This window comes from Ensifer sp. B1-9, from assembly GCF_050474445.1.
Taxonomy (GTDB): Bacteria; Pseudomonadota; Alphaproteobacteria; order Rhizobiales; family Rhizobiaceae; genus Ensifer.
The window spans coordinates 81,663-100,620 of sequence record NZ_JBCHVG010000014.1; the positions used below are offsets into that span (position 1 = coordinate 81,663).

The following is an 18,958-nucleotide window of genomic DNA, read 5'->3' on the forward strand; positions in this document are numbered from 1 at the left end:
CGTCGCTTTCTGTCGCAGTCGTCACTGATGTCTCAGAATGCGATCGACCGCTGCCGGCGCGGGCGCCAACGACGCAGTTTCGATTGGAACCCGTTTCCCGTTCGAGAGGGAATCGGGCACCCAGAAAAAGGCGTGGAGCGTTCGCTCAGCTTACTCGTTCAACGGCATCTATCGATGACTCTACTCGCTCAGAGAGTGACAAGGATCCCTCTATCATTGGTGATGACCGCAGTTGCCAGGTCCGGAACGAGTATCGAGGTCAGACGATCTTCGATGAGGGCCGGGCCAGCGAACGTATCGCCGGGCTTAAGATCTTCGTTGGCAATCAGCGAAAGTGTCATCGTTCCCAGCGTCGGATGCGCTGTCTTTCTCTCACGCGTGATCAGGAACTCATTCAAATCCGGTCTCGGGGCAACAGTGGCATCCTCCCGATAGGCACGACCTATCGCTTCGACGTTCCAAGCGACAAAGTTGATGGTATCGCCTGATGCCCTCACCGAGTAACGTCTCTCGTGCTCCCTATGAAACTCCTCCACTAAGGCATCTAGACCATCCTGATCATCGATCGCGGCAGGCAGCTCGACGGAGAGCGACGAGATCTGACCTTGATAATGCGCATCGACCGTAAAGCGCAACACACGGCGATCGGCACTCACGTCCATGCGATTCAGAAAAGCGGTACCTTCAGTTCCAAGTTCAGAGAGCGCATCAGCAACCGCTCTAAAATCGAAAGCCTTGCTGTTGGTGGAGCGACTCACGGAGAAATCGAATTTGACATCGCCGGTCGCAGTTCCGTACGCGCAAAGCACGCTCGCAGCATGCGGGAACAGCACTTCTTTCATGCCAAGCTCCCTGGCGAGACGGGCGGCATGGAGTCCACCAGCACCGCCACCGGAGACAAGGAGGAATTCGCGAGGGTCGAAGCCGCGCTTGATGGCAAGCTCCTCGATTGCGGCGACCATGTCCTGTTCTGCTACGGCAGCTATCAGTGCTGCGGCCTCTTCGATAGATATTCCCAGGGGATCAGCAACATCCTGCTGTATTGCTTTCCGCGCGATTTCGACAGAAAGGGTCATCTGCCCATCGGCAAAAGAATCTGGGTCGAGCAGACCGCGCACAAGATTTGCGTCGGTCAGGGTTGGTCGAGTTCCGCCGCGACCGTAGCAAGCCGGCCCAGGAAACGAACCGGCACTTTCGGGCCCAACCCGTAGCATTCCGCCGGCGTCCACCCACGCAATCGAACCGCCGCCCGAACCGACGGTCGCCACATCGATCGAGGGAACGCCGAAGACATGTCCTGCAATCGAACCTTCGCGATGCATGGCGACACGGCCATTGCGCGCTATGCTCGCATCAAGGCTGGTTCCGCCGATATCGATCGTGATGACATTCCCATGCGGAACACCTGCCCGCTCTGCCAGTCGGCATGCCGCCGCCGGAGCGGTCGATGGGCCTGAAAGGCAGAGATAGACAGGCCTTTCAGTTATTTCCTTGCTGGACGTTCGCCCACCGTTGGAGCAGACGAAGGTCGGCTGGCCTGTAAAGCCGCTTGCCGCCAACCTGTCCTCGAGAGCCTTGATCTGCCGCTTGAGAACAGGTTTCAGCGATGCGTCGATGGCCGCTGCGGACGTCCTTTTGTATTCCCCGATGACCGGATTCACCTGGTGAGAGAGGCTGTAGGGAATGCCGGGGAGAATTTCCTCGATCAGGGCACCGACCGTCCTTTCATGGACGGGATTAATATGCGCCCACAGAAGGGCGACAGCGATTGCTTCGGGCTCGAATCGGGAGCACGCGCTGATTAACTCGCGTGTTTTTTCGACGTCGAGTTGCAGTTCGACATGTCCCTCGGCGTTGAGCCGTTCGGGGATGCCGAAAGTGAGTTCGCGGGGGATGTAAGGCTCGGGAAATGCTTCCTGAATGCTGAAGCCGTGCCGGCCACCGGTGCGGATCGACAGGGTATCCCTGAACCCCTCAGTGCACAGAAGGATTGTGCGCGCAGTCTTGCCCTCAAGAATTGCATTTGTCGCCGCAGTCGTTCCGCAAGCGAAGGAAGAAGAGGATCTCAGCATTTCTTCAAGCGAATGGCCGATTGCTGCCGACATCAATTCGAGTCCATTGAAAATGCCAATTGAAAGATCAACAGGGGTCGTCAATGACTTAAACAGGAACGTCTGATCTCGATCATCGCGCAATACGAGATCGGTAAACGTACCGCCGACATCCGCAGCAATATGGTAGGGAGGGAATGCCTTGTGCGTCATTTTCAGTTTGCCTGTGATTGGATGTCTGAGCGCAGGGCGCGGGTACCAGCCTCGTCGAGGTGGTATCCCAGCGGGGTTTCGCTGAGCGCGACCCGGTAGATGGATCTGGCACGGTCCGCGCTAATAAGCCCGGCTCGGACGGATTTTAGGACTTTTTCCGGATCACGCTTCCAAGGCTCACCATATCCGCCGCCGCCACAGCCTTCAGAGACGAGCTTTTCGCCTGGCGCGACTTCGACGTCGAAGAAGATCGGCAGCTCCACGAGAGAGCCATCTGACAACTGTTTCCATGCAAGGTTCGGAGCTCCGGCAGATCCGCCCGCGGTTCCCGCCGGCGGAAACCTGCGTGCCCCACTGTTGCAGGTGAAGCGGAGCGTATCGGCCCGGGCCCGCATGACGCATGACGCGCCACCTCCCCCCATCCATTCGCCTGGCCCGAAAGAATCCGTTCGAATTTCCAGCTTTTCAATCAGGATGGGCTGCTGGAATTCGGTAACCTCGATACTGGATTGCCACAGCATGCCTTGCGTCGTACCGCTGCCATAGGTCAGCCATCCGTCATATCCACTGGAAGCCGGACCGCCCCAATAGCCAAGCATGATCTGGTTGACGAAGGCGCGATCCTGATACCGCGAGTCAGTGCCAGAGACGACCGGTGCAGACGCTGGATGTCCTATGGTCCCATAGGCGGTTCCCAGACCCGGCCGCAGCTCAGCGAACATCGACTGAATATGTTCGATCAAAATGTGCGCAAGATTTGTTGTCGATGCACAGGTCGCTGCCGGGAACTTCGGCCTGCCAATCGCACTGCCCTCGCGCATAAGAATATTGACGGGCCGCAAAGCGCCGGCGCAGCGTGGCACTTCCGGCCCAAGGATGTTCATGATTGCCGTTGCGCAGCAGGCAAGAACTGTCGCCTCGTTCATATTGATGCCGAGCGGCAGGTTGTCGACGTTGTCGCGCAGGTCGATCTCGATCCTGCCGGCTTCGGCGTCAACCGAAAGCTTGGCACGTACCGGAATCCCATCCGGGTATTCGGGAATGACAGAATCGTGGTGGAATTCCTTGCTGACACTCCCGCTTGGGAGCTTCAGGATCGCTTCCATCGCCATTGTTTCGGCATAGTCCTGATATTGCTTGAGGAACTGCTTGACGATCTCGGCGCCGAATTCGTCGCAAATCTCCAGAACGCGTCGTTCTCCGGTTCGAACGGCTCCCAGTGTTGCAAGGTAATCGCCGTAGAAGATTTCTGGTGCACGAATATTCGCCTTGCAGATGTCGATAACCTCGGGAACGTCTTTGCCAGCCTTCTGGATCCGGACGCAGGGCAACATCAGACCTTCTTGATAATAGTCTCTCGCAAGTGGTGCGTAGGTATCGGGCGTAGGAAAACCCATGTCGCTGAAATGCGCCCGCGCCACCGAATAAAAGACCAGTTCGCCATTATAGTATACCGGGGAGCAGAGCGTGAAATCGGCACAATGGGTATTTCCGTGGTAGCTTGAATTGTTCACGAAGCAATCACCTGGACCAATATCGTCACCGAACTTTTCGACGACAGCCTGAGGGATAAGATGAATTGCTCCGGTGTGGACCGGAAGCCCCTGCCCTGCACTGAGAGACTGGAACTGGCTGTCGGTCACCATGCAGGAAAAATCGAGTGCAGTGTTTAGCACGCCGGATCGGCCGGTCTTGGCAAGCGTATTCGACATCTCACGAACGACCGACTCGAAGCGGCGCCGGAGCACGATCAACGTGAACATTGGAAGTTCGGCTGGAGGGGTGTGGGAGACAGATTTGTTCACGGCAAAATTCCAATAGGTCTGCAGGAAAGGACCGGCGCCCCGTTTCCGGGGCGCCGGATCGGATTAGGACTTACGCGACCAAAGATTGGGAAGACTGTCGATGTTTGTAGGCGTAGCAACACGTCCTGCCGCCAGGCATCCATCGGGTCCGCACTTCGGATCCTCCTTTTTGATCAGCGCAATCGCAACCCGAATGGCCTCCTTGGCATGGTCATAAGCATCGAACGTCGTGCCTACGTCGATGTAACCGCCTTCCATCGCGGCAACGGCTTCGGGAAAAATATCCTGCGAAGCGATATAGACATGCTTCGGGTCACCGGCAGGATGCCATTTATCCATGCTTTCGAGGGCAGAACGGACTGCCGAAATCGCAAAGTCGCTCGCCAGGAACATGCAGTTGGCATCGGAGTTTGCTCGGAACGCGTTCACAGTGCCAGACCGGAAGATCTCCGGATTCCACTCCGTCGGCACCGACTGCACGGTCGTCACGACGCCAGACGTGTCGGTAACCTCATGCCAGGCTTTCGAGCGGTTGACGGCGTTGACGTCTTTCAGCGCACCCTGCAGTTCTATGCACTGCCCTTTGACGCCCTTCTCCTTGAGCACGGCGACAAAAGCCTCAGCGGTCGTCTTGGCCTGATTGTAGCTGTCACCAGACACGTGAGCATCCGGCTTCTGCGAGGTGGAGCCGTGGTCGAATGTGATGAAAGGAATATCGGCACGCTTTGCCGCACGAATCGACGAACCAATCGCGGCAGAATCCTCGCCACGGGCGATAATTAAGTCGACGCCCTGGTTGATCAGGTCTTCGATATTGGCAGCCTGACGTGTAGGATCGTTATCTGCCACATTGATGATGAACTTGAATTCGATGCCAGCTTCCTTTCCCTGCCGGGCAGCTTCGCTCTGGAGATATTCCTCCCATTTGCCGACGATTTCGTTCTCCTTCGAGTTCCAGGAAAGACCGATGGTCTTTTCCTCAGCATGAACTGCGCCGACGGCGACGAAGCTAGCGACGACGCCGCCAAGGACCATTCTCAAATTCATGGTATTCCCCTTTTCTGGCTTGAATTATCGTTCGTCATTCACTGTGACGGGCGTGTCTTCAGTGCGTCCATGTACATCGCGACAAAGATCACGGCGCCCGTAACAAGTTGGTAGATGTAAGGATCAGCGTTGACCTGATTCAGACCATTGGAAATCATCTGAAAGGCGGCGGCGCCAATCAGGACGCCCGGAATGATGCGCCCACGGCCGCCGGCGAGAGAAATTCCTCCGACAACACTAATGGCGATCGCGTTGAACTCGAGCCCCTTGCCCAGAAAGCCGCTGACCGAGCCAACCTGCACGTAGCTGCTGCAGGCGGCGGCGGCGGCGAGCAATCCCGCAAGCGTGAACGTCACAAAGACTGTCCGTTTTGTGTTGAGGCCGACTTTCGCGGCGATGTCTTCGCCATTCCCGACCGCCGTCAGTGTGCGGCCAAAGCTCGTGGAGCGATGTAGGACATGAATTGCGATTACCAGCAGTATGACGACGATCGTTTCGAGGAAAACTGGTCCGACAGTGAGGTTTGCGATGTCTCTCATACTTTCCGGAAGGGGAATGACGCGAGCGTCCGTCAGCATTAACCCCATCCCGCGATACGCCATCATCGTGCCGAGTGTCGCAATCAACGCGTTGATCCTCAGATAGGCGACGAGAAAGCCGTTCATTGCTCCAAGGACTGCGCCCAGCGCCAGGATAAGGGGAAAGGCAACCAGCGGCGACGTGCCTCGCTCCATCAAGAGAGCGCCGATCGAGGCCGACAGAAACGCCGTTGAACCGATCGAAATGTCGATTTTGCCTGTCAGGATGACAAGCGCCATGCCTGCTGCCGCGATCGTCGATGGTCCCATTGCGTGCAGGACAGCAAACAGGTTGTCGGCCGTTGCGAAGCTCGGAGCTGCAATGCTGAAGCCGATCAGCACGGCAAGAAGCACGAACACCAGTCCAAGGCTACGTGAGAGATTGGTGACATGGTTGCGAATAGTTGCCGTTGCCATCACGCTGCTCCCTTTATGTTTTGTTCGCCGGAGACCGCTTGCATGAGCTCTTCATGAGAGGCAGAGCCCGCCAATTCGTGCGTGATACGCCCTCGGTTGACGACAAGGTAGCGGTCGGCGACACGCATGAGCTCCTCAAGCTCTGAAGAGATGAAAAGGATCGATGCGCCCTCCTCCGCCAACCGCACGGTTAGTTTCAGGATTTCGGCTTTGGCGCCGGTATCGAGACCGCGAGTCGGCTCGTCGAGAATGAAGAACTGCGGCTTCGTTGGTAGCCACTTGGCGAAAACCACCTTCTGCTGATTGCCGCCAGAAAGTGTCCCGGCTGTCTGTCTGACGGACGTTGATTTGACACCGAGTTCGGCTGACAGGCGCCCTGCCAGATCCTGTTCTCTCTTGCGATCGATGAAACCGAAGGCGTTACTCAGGCTACCGATGTTCGGCAACGCAATATTTTCTGCAATTGTGAAGGGCAGGACCACGCCTTCCTTGCGCCGGTCTTCGGTGACAAGGCCAGTTCTCCGGCGCAATTCCTCGGGTCGGGTCTCCTTGAGATGGCCCATCGCGTCGATAACCTCAAGGGTGCCAGCTGAGAGCGGGTCGAGACCCATCAGGGCCCGGACCAGTTCGGTTCTTCCCGAGCCCAGCAGTCCCCACAGCCCAACAATCTCACCAGGCCTCATTTCGAGGCTGACATTATCCACGAGCACGCCCGAGGATATGCCGCGTGCTGATAGGCTTGGAGAGGTCATCGCCATAACCGGCAGTCTGACGCGTTCTGAGGCGGCCACACTGCCAAGCATCTGGGTAACTATGGTGTGCATGTCGGTCTCGGTTGTGCGGTATGAACCGACTGTTCTGCCGTTGCGCATAACCGTGATCCGATCGCAGACCCTGAAAACCTCGTCCAGGAAATGGCTGATGAAGACGATAGCCGCACCATCAGCTCGAAGCTTCCCTATGACTGCGAACAACTTCTCTCGTTCCGGACCGGAAAGTGAGGATGTCGGCTCGTCGAAAATGATGATACTCGGTTCGGATCGAACGGCTCTTGCAATCTCCACCAACTGCCGGTCACCGGTGCTCAATCTCTCGACGAGAGTCAGCGGATCAACGTTGCAGCCGACACGCTCAAGAAGCCCTTTGGCATCCGCGATCATTTTCCGGCGATCGATAAACGGCCCCCTCTTCGGAAAGCCGCCTATGAAGATGTTCTCGGCCACGCTGAGGGTCGGCATGGTCGTCAGTTCCTGGTGCACAAAGGCGATGCCGAGAGCGGCTGCACGCTTTGCAGTTCCCAGTTCGACAGATTCACCATCAATAATGATGGTCCCCGAGTCCTTCGCGATCACACCGCCGAGAATGTTCATCATGGTGCTTTTGCCGGCGCCGTTGGCGCCCATCAATGCATGGACTTCGCCGGCGTTGAGAATGAGATTTCCATCGGCAATAGCGGGGGCGCCGCCAAACGCTTTCGTAATCCGCGACATTTCCATCCGTGGGGGCATGGTCATGCGGACCTCCTGAGCAACCTGTCCAGATAGACGAAGAGCACGATGATTTCGCCCTTGATGACCAGGCTCGCGAAATATGAGACGCCAAGCTGGTTCAAGCTGTTGCTGATCAGGGTGACGACGATCGCGCCAAGAGCCGCCTGCAGCGGAGTACCGATGCCGCCGTAGATGCTCACCCTGCCGATGACGCAGGCGCTGATGATATCGAGCAAAAGGCTATCGCTCGCGAGACTGGCTGACGCCGAGCCTAGGCGAGCGACAAGGAGGATGCCTGTGAGGCCGGCAAGAGCACCCGCCACCACGTAAGTAAGAAAAAGGACACGCGGAACCGGCACACGCGATATGGACGCGGCGACTGAATTGAAACCAATGGCTCGGACGAAGCGACCAAACACCGTGCGATCGAGAATAAGGCTCGCCAGAACGGTGCAGGCGCCAAATATCCACACGGAAAGAGGAAGCCCCATAGCCCGGGCCACGAAAAAGTCTTCGAACTCGAGCGGATAGTCGGAGATGCTCTGAGAGCCGGTGATCCACACCGCAGCGCCGCCGGCAACGGTCATTGTTGCGAGCGTTACGACGAAGGGTGCCATTTTCAGATAGGCCACCGCATAGCCATTGAAGGCACCAATCGCGGCCCCGACTGCAAGCATGACGACCGGCCCGATAAGGGCAAGGTCAGTTTCTCGCATGCATATCGCTCCCAGCACGCCAGCGAGCGCCAAAGTGGCCGGCATAGAAAGGTCGATCCCCCCGCCAATGAGGACGAAGGTCAGTCCAAGAGCGAGAATCCCGACGATCGATGCCTGCACCAGCACGTTGATAAGATTATTGACACGAAAGAAGTTCGGCGCTTCCAACCACATGATCATCAGAAGCGTGAGGACGGTACAGCCCAGGATCCCGTAAACCAGCGCGTTCGCAGATATCCGCCGCGACTCCGCTCGCGCACTGCCCGTTACGGACTGCGCACTGAGCTCGGCACGCTTCGTTGCAGACTGCATTTCATTCACGCTACCACCGCCTTCTTTCAATCCGGTCCGCAAGCGGATCCGTTCAGCGACCGCATCGTGCGGGGCTGTTGAAATTCGTCTCGGGGGGCTCCCTTTGGCCGATACGTCGCTCGGCCCTTTCAGAGCGGGCCGCTAAATGGCGACCGCTTTTGTTCCCATTCTTTTTTGTTGGGGAGAATTGAACCTCAAATTCACCGATATGGCAATACTCCAATATATCGGCAGCGAAAATTTGCTTCGTGCATATCAATCAAGCAAAGGGGAGTGCCTATGGCTCGTCCACCTTCCTACGATCCACCAACACGACACTCACCGGCACGTGGATAAATAATTGACTATCGAATGTCGCTGATCGAAATATCCGCGTCGCCGCTGATCAGGTCCGGTCGTTTCTCTCGCAAGATCTGGATGGACGGAAATGTGCTATCCAATTGCACTTGGAAAACGGCCGCAGCGCCCGCTTCGTCTCGCTTCTTTATCCGCTCGTAGATTTCGCGGTGCTCATCGAAAACCACTGAAAAATGCCCCTCGAGTGGGAACGCCTGCCTGCGCACGCGATCGAGTTGACCCGTCGCATTATGGATTGCGAGCCAGGCATCTGGGAACCCGGCCGATTCGCAGATCAGCTTGTGGAACTCGTTGTCGAGAGCAAAGAATTCATCAACATCCTTCCTCTTTGCGGCGGCCTTCTGCTTGAACAGCGCCAGCTCGAAGTCCTTCTCGTATTCCGGCTTGAAATTTCGGGCAGCCAGTTGCGTCAGGCGCATCTCGATTGTGTCCCGGACTAACTGACCCTGCAACACTTCACGAAGAACGATCTTGTTCACGAATGTTCCATCGCTAGGAGCGATTTTGATGAGGCTTTCTTTCGCCAGCTGCAGAATCGCCTCCCGCAACGGTGTTCGCGAGATATCTAACTGAGCGCAAATATCCTTTTCGACCACTGCGCTGTCCGGCGGCATCTTCAGCGATATGATCGCATTTCGCAGGAGTTCGTACACCTGCGCGGATTTCGATGTCCGGCGATCCAATTGGTCGGGAGAAAACAACGGCACGATTTGATCCACGGCACCCTCTGGGATAACGTTCGAACCGCCCGGGAGCGGTGATTTACCTGACAATATACCAATACATCGGAACTCTCCAAAACTTTCGTTGGAGAGGCTCCAAGATTCTCGCTTGCCAACGGGATATTTGTATACCAATATATTGGTAACAAGGGCAAGGAACCCATGAATGCTCCAATCAAAGCCAAATCCAGTTACCCCGGCCCTCACCGCGAAGTCCACTCTACTAACTTCTGACGAGGCGGCGGATATCGCGCTGGAGCATTACGGCCTCAAAGTTCGAGCGCATCGTCTCTCCGGAGAGAAGGACAGCAACTTCCGTATCTCCACCGAAGATGGGGACGAGTATCTGCTGAAAATTATCAATCCCGGGGAAGACCCGGCGGTCACGAACATGCACACGATGGCGCTACGCCATGTCGAGGAACGGGACCCGGGGATGCCGGTACAGCGGGTAGTGCCTGATCGTGATGGCCGCTTCGACTTCGAGATCGATTATGGCTCCAATGACCGTCGCACGGTTCGACTTGTTACATTCACCAAGGGCGAACTGCAGCGCAAAACTTTGCAAACCCCTCAACAGCGCCGAAATATCGGTACGAGTCTGGCGCGTCTGCAAGAGGCGCTCGAGGATTTCCGTCACCCAGCTGAAGATCACTTCTCGACCTGGGACCTCAAGAACACGTTGTCGCTGAAGCCGATGATTGATGAGATCAAGGATGCTTCCAAGGCGGCGGAACTCCTAAGTTGGGTGGATCGCTTCGGGGCAGAAGTCGCTCCGAAAGTTCCTTCCCTGCGCGCCCAGGTGGTCCATAACGATCTCAACAGCGACAACGTCGTCGTCGATCCTCATGAAACCGACCGTGTCGTCGGGATAATCGATTTTGGTGACATGGTGCGCACACCCGTTATCTTCGATGCAGCAGTCGCCGCCGCCTACCAGTTAACCGAGGCCGATGACCCGATGGCTGCGGCTTGCGACTTCCTCGCAGGTTTCCATGGCAGGCGCGCACTGTTGGCTGAGGAAGTCGACGTGCTGTTTACGACCATTGTCGCTCGCACAGTCATGCGCATCGCCATTACCGAGTGGCGGGCTGTCCGTTTCCCAGAAAACCGTGCCTACATCCTGCGCAACACACCGCGGGCTTGGCTTCAGTTCCATCGTCTCGCCGAAATCCCCCATTCCCGGGCAGCAGACATGCTTGCTCGCGCATTGTCTTTTTAGGAGTACGTTCGAATGTCCTCATCCGCTTCCGCCTACATGATCAACGGCTTCGATCCCAGCACGGTTGATCAGCTATCCGCCGATGAACAGGCGCTCATTGCGCGCCGCAGAAAACTTCTGGGCCCCTCCTACAAGCTCTTCTACGAGCACCCGGTGCATGTCGTGCGCGGCGAAGGCGTTTGGCTCTATGACCCAGAGGGCAACGCTTACCTCGACGTCTACAACAATGTTCCCTCCGTCGGCCACTGCCATCCTCGTGTGGTTGACGCGGTCGCTAGACAGTCCGCGATCCTGAACACCCATACCCGCTACCTGCACGATTCGATCCTCAAGTATTCCGAGGACCTGCTCGCGACGTACCCCGACGAAATCGCCAATGTCATGTACACATGCACCGGTAGCGAAGCGGTCGATCTGGCACTGCGCATCTCTCGCTATTACACCGGCGGTACGGGCGTTATCGTCACGGCAAACGCCTATCACGGGCTGACGACCGCCGTCGCCGAGATCTCCCCCTCCATGGGGCCGAATGTGCCGATTGGCCAACACGTTTTCGTGGTAGATGCTCCCGATGAATATCGCACTGAGGGCGAGGACGTTGGTGAAGTATTTGCCCAGCGCGTCCATGACGCCATCAAGCAGATGCAGCGCCATGGTATTAAGTTCGCAGCCTTCATTGCAGACGGCATCTTCTCCACCGATGGCATTTTGACAGAGCCAGCAGGTTTCCTGAAGAAGACGGTCGAGGTGGTACACGCGGCGGGCGGCCTCTACATCGCTGACGAAGTCCAGCCCGGGTTCGGCCGCACCGGTACGCATTGGTGGGGTTTCCAACGGCACCGCATCGTTCCCGATCTCGTTGTCATGGGCAAGCCGATGGGCAACGGCATGCCGATTGCCGGCGTCGCAGCCAAGCCGGAAGTTTTGGAGCGCTTCGGCAACGATATCCGCTACTTCAACACTTTCGGCGCCAATACGGTTTCCATCGCTGCGGCGCAGGCTGTTCTCGATGTCATCAAGGACGAGAAGCTGATGGAGAATTCCGTCAAGATCGGTGACTATATGGTCGCCGGCATGAGGAAACTCCAGGAGAAATACGAGACAATCGGCGCCGTCCGCGGTGCCGGCCTCTTCATGGGCATGGAATTCGTCACTGACCGCAAGTCGAAGACGCCGAACGGCAAACTCTCGCTCGGCGTCGTCAACGGACTTCGCGAAAAGCGCATGCTGATCAGCGCTTCCAGCTCATCCGGCCATGTCCTGAAGATCCGTCCTCCGTTGCCGTTCAAAGCCGAAAACGCCGACCTTTTCCTGTCCGCTTTGGACGAGGTGCTCGCCGAACTCTCGTAGGCCTCCGAGCCTGCGCAAGAACAAAAGACGGGACAACCCGCGCCAACCTTAACCTTCCTAAAGGGGAACGACATGAAACTCTCGCTTATCGCTACCGCCAGCGCGCTGGCGCTCACACTGTTTACTGCCGCGCACGCGGAAGACACTATTAAGATTGCCACCGAGGGCGTCTACCCTCCGTTCAACTATGTCGAAGGCGGGAAGCTCACCGGTTTCGATGTCGACATAGCCAACGCACTTTGCGAAAAGGCGAAGCTCAAGTGCGAGATTGTCACTCAGGAGTGGGACGGCATGATCCCCGCTCTCGTCGCGCACAAGTTCGACGCGATCGTGGCTTCGATGAACATCACCGAAGAGCGCAAGAAGAAGATCGACTTCACCGCGAAATACTACGATACGCCCGCGAAGTTCATGGCTCCGAAGGATGCTAAAATCACCGATATATCGCCAGCCGCTCTCGCCGGTAAGACGATCGGGGTCCAGGGTTCGACGACACAGCAGAATTTCCTTGAAGCCAAGTACAAGGATTCCACGATCAAGACCTATACAACCGTCGATGATGCCAGCGCCGACCTGGCCGCTGGTCGCCTTGATGTTGTCCTGTCCGACAAGATCCTGCTCGACGAATGGCTCAAGAAGTCGTCGGATGGGTCCTGCTGCGAACTGGTTGGCGACGATTTGCGCGATCCTTTGTTCGGCGCCGGCAAGGGCGTTGGCGTCCGCAAGGAAGACACCGCGCTGCGCGACAAGCTCGATGCCGCACTGAAGGACATTCTCGCAGATGGTACCTACAAGACCATCAACGCGAAGTATTTCCCCTTCTCGATCTACTGAGGTCAATCATCCTGACGCCCGGCCAGCAATGGTCGGGCATTTGATCTTTGCGGGAGACGATGGTGGATCTTCTTCATTTACTTTCACTTAGCCCTGAAGGTTGGGGTGGCCCGCTGCTCGAAGGGCTGTCGCTGACAATCAGGCTTGCGCTCGCCACGTTACCGTTCGGACTGCTGCTCGGGCTGGGTCTCGCGCTGTTGATCAACGGCAAGCGGGCATGGCTTGCCGGAGTAGCGACCGTTTTTGCAACGACTTTCCGCGCGCTCCCAGAACTGTTGACGCTGTTCATCATCTACTATGGCGGCGGAATGATCCTCCAGCGTGTTTCGCAGCTGTTGTTCGGTGTCCCTTTCGGGGAGTTCAGCGGATTTGTCGCTGGCATGATCGCTCTCGGTATCGTTTTCGCTTCCTTCGCTTCGGAGACCTTTGTGGCGGCACTGCGCTCTATTCCGCGTGGTCAGCACGAGGCTGCCGCAGCACTCGGACTGTCGCCATGGCGGACTTTCACAAGCGTGATCGGGCCGCAGCTCTGGCGGCTGGCCCTTCCTGGGCTCGGCAATCTTTGGTTTGTGCTTCTAAAAGACACCTCGCTTGTCTCGATCATCTCGTTGGCGGATCTGATGCGTCAAACGAACCTTGCCGTTGCCAATACCAAGGAACCGCTATTTTTCTATGCCGTTGCCTGCCTGATCTACCTCGTCGTGTCGATGATTTCGTCGAGCGTGGTCGGCCTGCTTGAAGCGCGATCCAATCGCGGGATCCTAGGAGGCCGTTCGTGAATTTCGAGCTCATGTCTAACTACGGTCCGAAGATCCTCTGGGGCCTCGTTGTCACGCTGCAACTTGTCTTGACCTCGGCGCTTATCGGCGCCGTCCTCGCTCTTCCGCTCGCCATTGTGCGCAACAGCAGCTATGCGATCCCTCGCTACCTTGCGAAGGCGTATATCGTTTTCTTCCGAGGAACCCCGCTGCTCGGACAGATCTTCCTGATTTATTATGGTGCGGGACAGATCCGTTCCGAACTGACCAGCCTTGGTGTCTGGTGGTTCTTCCGCGATGCTTACTTCTGCGCATTGTTCGCGTTCACCTTGAACACCATCGCCTATCAGGCTGAAATCCTCCGCGGCGCACTCAGTTCGCTGCCCCGCGGCCAGCTGGAAGCCGCAAATTCGCTTGGTCTGAGCCAAGCAACGACGTTCTTCCAGATCCTTCTTCCGCAAGCAATGATCATCGCGTTGCGCCCGCTCGGAAACGAGTTGATCCTCTCACTGAAGGCGTCTGCGCTTGCGAGCGTTATCACTGTTCCCGAGCTTATGCAGGCTACGAAATTGGCATTCTCACGCTCGTTCGATTTCCAGGTCTATATCTGGGCCGCAGTTCTCTACCTGATAATGGTTGAAACAATCCGGCGCCTCTGGGGTGTCCTTGAACTTTATCTCACTCGACATCTCCGCCATCGCGTCACGCCGGGCAAGCCGCCGGTTGTCGTGCAGGCGTGACCAAATGGAGCTTTCAATGGCCGAAAAATCTGGCAATCGCGCGGTCGAGTTCGACAACGTCTCCAAGTGGTATGGCAACCACCAGGTCCTGACGGACATCAGCCTTCAGGTGAAGGAAGGAGAGAGGATTGTCATTGCAGGCCCTTCCGGGTCGGGCAAATCGACAATGATCCGCTGTATCAATCATCTCGAGGAGCATCAAAAAGGAAGGATCTTGGTCGAGGGCGTCGAGCTGACCAGCGAACGAAAGCAGATAGAGGCGGTTCGCCGCGAGGTTGGAATGGTTTTTCAGCACTTCAACCTCTTCCCTCACAAAACCATTCTTGAGAACTGCACTCTGGCGCTCAGGTCAGTACGTGGCATGTCGCGGGCGGAGGCAAACGATATTGCAATGAGCTTTCTGGAAAAGGTGAGGATCCCCGAGCAGGCTCACAAATATCCCGGCCAGCTCTCAGGTGGCCAGCAGCAGCGCGTGGCGATTGCTCGTTCGCTCGCAATGAAGCCTCGCATCATGTTATTCGATGAACCGACCTCGGCGCTCGATCCGGAAATGATCCGCGAAGTTCTCGATGTCATGGTCAATCTCGCCGAAAGCGGAATGACGATGCTTTGCGTCACCCATGAGATGGGCTTTGCGCGGCAGGTCGCGGATCGTGTGATATTCATGGCCGACGGGAAGATCGTCGAGACCGCACCTCCAGCCGAATTTTTTGACAATCCTAGGGAGTCGCGTACGCGCGCCTTCCTCCGTCAGCTCTTGCACTAGGCCAACGCCATGAAAACGATCCTGATTACCGGAGCCGCTGGAAACGTCGGGCGGCTGATCCGTCCCCTGATGAGAGACACCTATAAGCTTAGGGTAGCGGGGCGAAGTGATTTTACCACCGTAGACGGAGAGGAAAAAATCATCGGAGACCTCACATCCGAAGCATTTTGCCGGGAGGTGGTGCAAGGTGTGGATGGCGTTGTGCATCTCGCCGGCCTCGTCGGTCCCGACTTCGACTTCGAGGAAACACTCGACCCTAACTATCGCGCTGTTCTGTATCTTCTCGAAGCTTGCCGGAAATCAGAAGTGGGCCGGTTCGTTTTTGCCAGCAGTCATCACATCGTTGGTCAGTACCCCTCCGATCGGATGTACGACCATTCTGTCACGCCGGCGCCCGATGGCTATTATGGTCTGAGCAAAGCCTTTGGCGAAGCAGCCAGCGCAATGTATGCCCATCGCTACGGCATCAAGACCATGCTGCTACGCATTGGCAATGCGGATCCCAAAGTGGTGGACGGCAGGCGCGAACGGATCTGGACGAGTGGACGGGACATGGTCCAACTCATCGATATTGGCCTGTCGCATCCGGAAATCGACTGCGACGTTGTCTATTCTGTGTCGAATTGTCCGAACCCTGTATTCGATAATAGCCGCGCTGAACAACTCGGCTATAGGCCGCAAGATTTTGCCAGTGAGCACAGAGCGCAGGAATTTCAATCGCTACTAGAGTTACCTGCCCAAGCGGCAACGAAAGTGGGAGGTTTTTTCGCAGTCAATCCGCTGCCTGTGTCTGCGCAAGAATAGGCCAAAAGACAACCGCGGGGAGGAATTTATGAAAATTACGTCAGCAGAAGTCATCCTTGTTGAAATTCCCTTTGCGCTGCGCGGAACGGGTGTTGGCATCATGCCGACGGCATGGAAGACGCTGGAATTTGCCTTGGTCCGGTTGGAAGACGAGCTTGGCAATGTCGGATGGGGTGAAGGCTTTGGATATTCTCTGATCGACGCCACCAAATCCGTGATCGATCGCTTGATATTGCCCCTGCTGGTTGGGGCGGAAATCGACGACGTTCGGGCATGGAACGCCAAAACGCAGCGGCAGTTGCACATGTTCGGACGTTACGGTGTGACGATCTTTGCGATTTCCGGCGTCGACATCGCCCTCTGGGACCTCGCCGCGAAACGTGCCGGAAAGCCGCTTTATCAATTGTTGGCAGGCAAAGGTGAGCTCCGCCATGAAATTCCTTTCTACGCCAGCCTTGTTCGGTACGCCGAACATGATCTAGTCGTCGATGCCTCGAAGCAGGTAAGGGATGCGGGTTTCAACCGTATCAAGCTCCACGAAATCACCTTGCCAGCCATCACTGCTTGCAGGAAAACGGTTGGGAGCCACACTGATATATGCGTCGACGTCAATTGCGCATGGTCACACGAATTCATCGAAAACAATCTGGCGGAATTGAAGGCGCTCGCACTCACATGGCTGGAAGAGCCGATCTACCCGCCGGAGGATTTCGCTGGGCTGGCCGCTCTTCGCGGCAAAGGACTGAATATCGCCGCCGGTGAGAACTGGTGTACGAGCTTTCAGATCGAGCAAGCTTTGAACGCGGGCGCTGTCGATTACCTGCAGCCCAGCATGACGAAAGTCGGTGGCATTTCCGAGTATCTGAGGATTGTGGATCTGGCGGATGCAGCCAATACGACGCTGATGCCGCATTCCCCCTACTTCGGCCCCGGCTTTTATGCCTCGCTACAGGTTGCGGCTGCACGTCCATCGATCACCGCGCTTGAGTACAATTTTGTTCAACCGGACGCCTGGCTTGCCGACGTCGAGGGTATTCGTAACGGCGACATGATCCGTGTCTCGGACAAACCCGGCATCGGCTTTGAGCCCGATCTGGATGTCGTCAAGAAATACGGCCGAGTATTAGGGAGTCGTAATCAATGAAGGCCAACAACATCAAAAAGATCTGGGCGGATGGCGGCTGTGTCCTCAACGGATGGCTGTCGATCGCCAACGCGTTCTCGGCCGAAATCATGGCCGAGCAAGGCTATGACAGTATCGGCATCGATTTGCAGCACGGTATCGTCGACTATCAGGCAGCGGTTTCCATGTTGCAGGGGATGCGGGCAAGCGGCGTCGTGCCTCTTATTCGTGTTCCCTGGCTCGACCCCGCCCAGATCATGAAAGCTCTCGACGCTGGCGCCTACGGCGTTGTTTGCCCGATGATCAATTCGCGTGCCGAGGCTGAAGCACTCGTATCTTACGTCCGGTATCCACCAAAAGGGATCCGCAGTTTTGGACCTTCCCGTGCTGCTATTTCGGCGGGATCCAACTACGGCCAGGAAGCGGATGAACAAGTGCTTTGCTTCGCAATGATTGAAACAGCGGAAGCGATGCGAAATCTCAACGAGATCGTCACGACGCCAGGCCTTGACGGTGTCTACATCGGGCCTGCCGATCTTACGATCGGACTTACGGGCATGAAGTATCCCACCGGTTTCGATCGCGAAGAACCAGAACTGGTTGAGAACATTAAGCGGATCTTGAGTGCGGCACATGGCGCCGGGATCAAGGCGGCACTTCATTGCGGAACGCCAAACTATGCGGCGAGAGCCGCAGAATGGGGGTTCGACATGGTCACGGTCTCAAATGATGTCAGGTTGCTGGCTGGCGCGGCGGCTGCAAGTGTCAAAACATTCCGTGATCTGAGGAGCGCAAAGTCAGATGGATCACCGGCGTCGACGAAACAATCGGGCGGCAAAAACGCATATTGAAGTGGGAGAAGATCAACAATGACAGCAAACGTCTCGCCGGCACAGGTTGTTGGGACTGGCCCGACACGAATAATAGCGGTGACCGGATGGATGGGCGATCACCGCTTGTTCGAACCGTTCCTGCCGCTCATCGCCAAGGAACGCTACAGCTTCGCGCTTCTGGATGCGCGCGGATATGGCAGCCGCATTCAGGAAGACGGCCCTTACACAGTAGAGCAGATTGCTGCGGATATCGTCGCTTGCGCCAATCAACTCGAGTGGGAGCGCTTTCACGTTATCGGACACTCAATGGCCGGGATGTCGGCGCAACGGCTAGCTATTGATATCCCGCACAGGCTTCTTTCGGCGATCCTGTTGGCACCTGTCCCAGCTTCGGGGGCTAAGATCGATGACCAGCGCCGGGAGCTTTTGCTGGCGGCGGTTCGCGAGCCTGAGGCAAGAAAGAAACTCATCAATGCAAATACAGGCGGCATCCGCCCTGATGATTGGCTTGAAAGGTTGCGCGACACCAGCCTGGCTGGCACCCGCCCCGACGTGCTGGAAGCCTATATGGCATCGTGGACCGGCAAAGGATTTGCCGACGAAATCCAAAATGCTCGCGTGCCGGTGCGTGTGATCGTCGGCGAGAAGGATCCGGGTGCGGTGCCGGAACGGCTGCGCGAGACGATCGGTTCCTGGTTCCCTGATTTCGAACTACGCGTGCTGAAGGGATGCGGCCACTATCCTATGTGGGAGGAGCCTGCGATCTTCTCTGAGGCGTTGTTCGAAACGATTGCGTGAGCCGGCCGGTTAATCAACAATC

At 56.8% G+C, this 18,958-nt stretch carries 17 protein-coding genes; 10 read left to right on the forward strand and 7 right to left on the reverse strand.

Annotation, left to right across the window (positions count from 1 at the left end):
- Window positions 1–188: 188 nt before the first annotated feature.
- The 7 genes from ACQ5BM_RS25385 to ACQ5BM_RS25415 all read right to left on the reverse strand — a co-directional run bounded on the left by ACQ5BM_RS25385 (window position 189) and on the right by ACQ5BM_RS25415 (window position 9,705).
- The gene (locus tag ACQ5BM_RS25385; RefSeq protein WP_429817358.1) at window positions 189–2,264 is read right to left on the reverse strand and encodes a hydantoinase/oxoprolinase family protein; all 2,076 of its coding nucleotides are present in this window, start codon (window positions 2,262–2,264) and stop codon (window positions 189–191) included.
- A gap of 2 nt (window positions 2,265–2,266) precedes the next feature.
- Entirely contained in the window at window positions 2,267–4,027 is a 1,761-nt protein-coding gene (locus tag ACQ5BM_RS25390) for a hydantoinase B/oxoprolinase family protein (protein WP_429817360.1), read from the reverse strand.
- 105 nt (window positions 4,028–4,132) lie between these two features.
- Window positions 4,133–5,116 (reverse strand): sugar ABC transporter substrate-binding protein, encoded by a 984-nt coding sequence (locus ACQ5BM_RS25395; RefSeq protein ID WP_429817362.1) that lies wholly within the window; start codon window positions 5,114–5,116, stop codon window positions 4,133–4,135.
- Window positions 5,117–5,154: 38 nt separating this feature from the next.
- A complete protein-coding gene (locus ACQ5BM_RS25400) occupies window positions 5,155–6,111 on the reverse strand; it encodes an ABC transporter permease (RefSeq protein ID WP_429817645.1) in 957 nt (318 codons plus the stop codon).
- Window positions 6,111–7,625 carry a sugar ABC transporter ATP-binding protein gene (locus tag ACQ5BM_RS25405; protein WP_429817364.1) on the reverse strand — a complete coding sequence of 505 codons (1,515 nt, stop codon included), beginning with the start codon at window positions 7,623–7,625 and terminating at the stop codon, window positions 6,111–6,113. Before ACQ5BM_RS25405 ends, ACQ5BM_RS25400 begins: the two co-directional genes overlap by 1 nt.
- Window positions 7,622–8,629: an ABC transporter permease gene (locus ACQ5BM_RS25410; protein WP_429817646.1), complete on the reverse strand. Its 1,008-nt coding sequence runs from the start codon at window positions 8,627–8,629 to the stop codon at window positions 7,622–7,624. Before ACQ5BM_RS25410 ends, ACQ5BM_RS25405 begins: the two co-directional genes overlap by 4 nt.
- 344 nt (window positions 8,630–8,973) lie before the next feature.
- On the reverse strand, window positions 8,974–9,705 hold the full coding sequence (locus ACQ5BM_RS25415; RefSeq protein ID WP_429817367.1) for a GntR family transcriptional regulator: 732 nt from the start codon (window positions 9,703–9,705) through the stop codon (window positions 8,974–8,976).
- A 169-nt stretch (window positions 9,706–9,874) separates the two neighbouring features.
- Here ACQ5BM_RS25415 and ACQ5BM_RS25420 point away from each other — a divergent pair, with 169 nt between their 5' ends.
- The 10 genes from ACQ5BM_RS25420 (at window position 9,875) to ACQ5BM_RS25465 (ending at window position 18,936) form a co-directional block, all read left to right on the forward strand.
- Window positions 9,875–10,930, forward strand: coding sequence for a phosphotransferase (locus tag ACQ5BM_RS25420; RefSeq protein WP_429817370.1), 1,056 nt, complete (start codon window positions 9,875–9,877; stop codon window positions 10,928–10,930).
- 12 nt (window positions 10,931–10,942) lie between these two features.
- Window positions 10,943–12,280 carry an aspartate aminotransferase family protein gene (locus tag ACQ5BM_RS25425; RefSeq protein ID WP_429817372.1) on the forward strand — a complete coding sequence of 446 codons (1,338 nt, stop codon included), beginning with the start codon at window positions 10,943–10,945 and terminating at the stop codon, window positions 12,278–12,280.
- A gap of 72 nt (window positions 12,281–12,352) precedes the next feature.
- Window positions 12,353–13,114 (forward strand): transporter substrate-binding domain-containing protein, encoded by a 762-nt coding sequence (locus ACQ5BM_RS25430; protein ID WP_429817375.1) that lies wholly within the window; start codon window positions 12,353–12,355, stop codon window positions 13,112–13,114.
- A 59-nt stretch (window positions 13,115–13,173) separates the two neighbouring features.
- Window positions 13,174–13,893 (forward strand): ABC transporter permease, encoded by a 720-nt coding sequence (locus ACQ5BM_RS25435; RefSeq protein WP_429817377.1) that lies wholly within the window; start codon window positions 13,174–13,176, stop codon window positions 13,891–13,893.
- A complete protein-coding gene (locus ACQ5BM_RS25440) occupies window positions 13,890–14,612 on the forward strand; it encodes an ABC transporter permease (protein WP_429817380.1) in 723 nt (240 codons plus the stop codon). The genes ACQ5BM_RS25435 and ACQ5BM_RS25440 overlap by 4 nt, the downstream gene beginning before the upstream one ends.
- Window positions 14,613–14,628: 16 nt before the next feature.
- Window positions 14,629–15,378 (forward strand): amino acid ABC transporter ATP-binding protein, encoded by a 750-nt coding sequence (locus ACQ5BM_RS25445; protein WP_429817383.1) that lies wholly within the window; start codon window positions 14,629–14,631, stop codon window positions 15,376–15,378.
- Window positions 15,379–15,387: 9 nt separating this feature from the next.
- Window positions 15,388–16,182, forward strand: coding sequence for an NAD-dependent epimerase/dehydratase family protein (locus ACQ5BM_RS25450; protein WP_429817386.1), 795 nt, complete (start codon window positions 15,388–15,390; stop codon window positions 16,180–16,182).
- Window positions 16,183–16,210: 28 nt separating this feature from the next.
- Window positions 16,211–17,326 (forward strand): mandelate racemase/muconate lactonizing enzyme family protein, encoded by a 1,116-nt coding sequence (locus ACQ5BM_RS25455; RefSeq protein ID WP_429817390.1) that lies wholly within the window; start codon window positions 16,211–16,213, stop codon window positions 17,324–17,326.
- A complete protein-coding gene (locus ACQ5BM_RS25460; RefSeq protein ID WP_429817393.1) occupies window positions 17,323–18,156 on the forward strand; it encodes an HpcH/HpaI aldolase family protein in 834 nt (277 codons plus the stop codon). The genes ACQ5BM_RS25455 and ACQ5BM_RS25460 overlap by 4 nt, the downstream gene beginning before the upstream one ends.
- 18 nt (window positions 18,157–18,174) lie before the next feature.
- Complete coding sequence (locus tag ACQ5BM_RS25465; protein ID WP_429817396.1) at window positions 18,175–18,936, forward strand: alpha/beta fold hydrolase; 762 nt, start codon at window positions 18,175–18,177, stop codon at window positions 18,934–18,936.
- Window positions 18,937–18,958 lie beyond the last annotated feature (22 nt).

Excerpts from the sequence above, each read along its gene's own strand:
- ACQ5BM_RS25465 (WP_429817396.1), top strand. The coding sequence starts at position 18,175 with ATGACAGCAAACGTCTCGCCGGCACAGGTTGTTGGGACTGGCCCGACA.
- ACQ5BM_RS25445 (WP_429817383.1), top strand. The coding sequence starts at position 14,629 with ATGGCCGAAAAATCTGGCAATCGCGCGGTCGAGTTCGACAACGTCTCC.
- ACQ5BM_RS25455 (WP_429817390.1), top strand. The coding sequence starts at position 16,211 with ATGAAAATTACGTCAGCAGAAGTCATCCTTGTTGAAATTCCCTTTGCG.
- ACQ5BM_RS25450 (WP_429817386.1), top strand. The coding sequence starts at position 15,388 with ATGAAAACGATCCTGATTACCGGAGCCGCTGGAAACGTCGGGCGGCTG.
- ACQ5BM_RS25420 (WP_429817370.1), top strand. The coding sequence starts at position 9,875 with ATGCTCCAATCAAAGCCAAATCCAGTTACCCCGGCCCTCACCGCGAAG.
- ACQ5BM_RS25405 (WP_429817364.1), bottom strand. The coding sequence starts at position 7,625 with ATGACCATGCCCCCACGGATGGAAATGTCGCGGATTACGAAAGCGTTT.
- ACQ5BM_RS25425 (WP_429817372.1), top strand. The coding sequence starts at position 10,943 with ATGTCCTCATCCGCTTCCGCCTACATGATCAACGGCTTCGATCCCAGC.
- ACQ5BM_RS25395 (WP_429817362.1), bottom strand. The coding sequence starts at position 5,116 with ATGAATTTGAGAATGGTCCTTGGCGGCGTCGTCGCTAGCTTCGTCGCC.
- ACQ5BM_RS25400 (WP_429817645.1), bottom strand. The coding sequence starts at position 6,111 with ATGGCAACGGCAACTATTCGCAACCATGTCACCAATCTCTCACGTAGC.
- ACQ5BM_RS25435 (WP_429817377.1), top strand. The coding sequence starts at position 13,174 with ATGGTGGATCTTCTTCATTTACTTTCACTTAGCCCTGAAGGTTGGGGT.
- ACQ5BM_RS25390 (WP_429817360.1), bottom strand. The coding sequence starts at position 4,027 with ATGTTCACGTTGATCGTGCTCCGGCGCCGCTTCGAGTCGGTCGTTCGT.
- ACQ5BM_RS25410 (WP_429817646.1), bottom strand. The coding sequence starts at position 8,629 with ATGCAGTCTGCAACGAAGCGTGCCGAGCTCAGTGCGCAGTCCGTAACG.
- ACQ5BM_RS25385 (WP_429817358.1), bottom strand. The coding sequence starts at position 2,264 with ATGACGCACAAGGCATTCCCTCCCTACCATATTGCTGCGGATGTCGGC.
- ACQ5BM_RS25460 (WP_429817393.1), top strand. The coding sequence starts at position 17,323 with ATGAAGGCCAACAACATCAAAAAGATCTGGGCGGATGGCGGCTGTGTC.
- ACQ5BM_RS25430 (WP_429817375.1), top strand. The coding sequence starts at position 12,353 with ATGAAACTCTCGCTTATCGCTACCGCCAGCGCGCTGGCGCTCACACTG.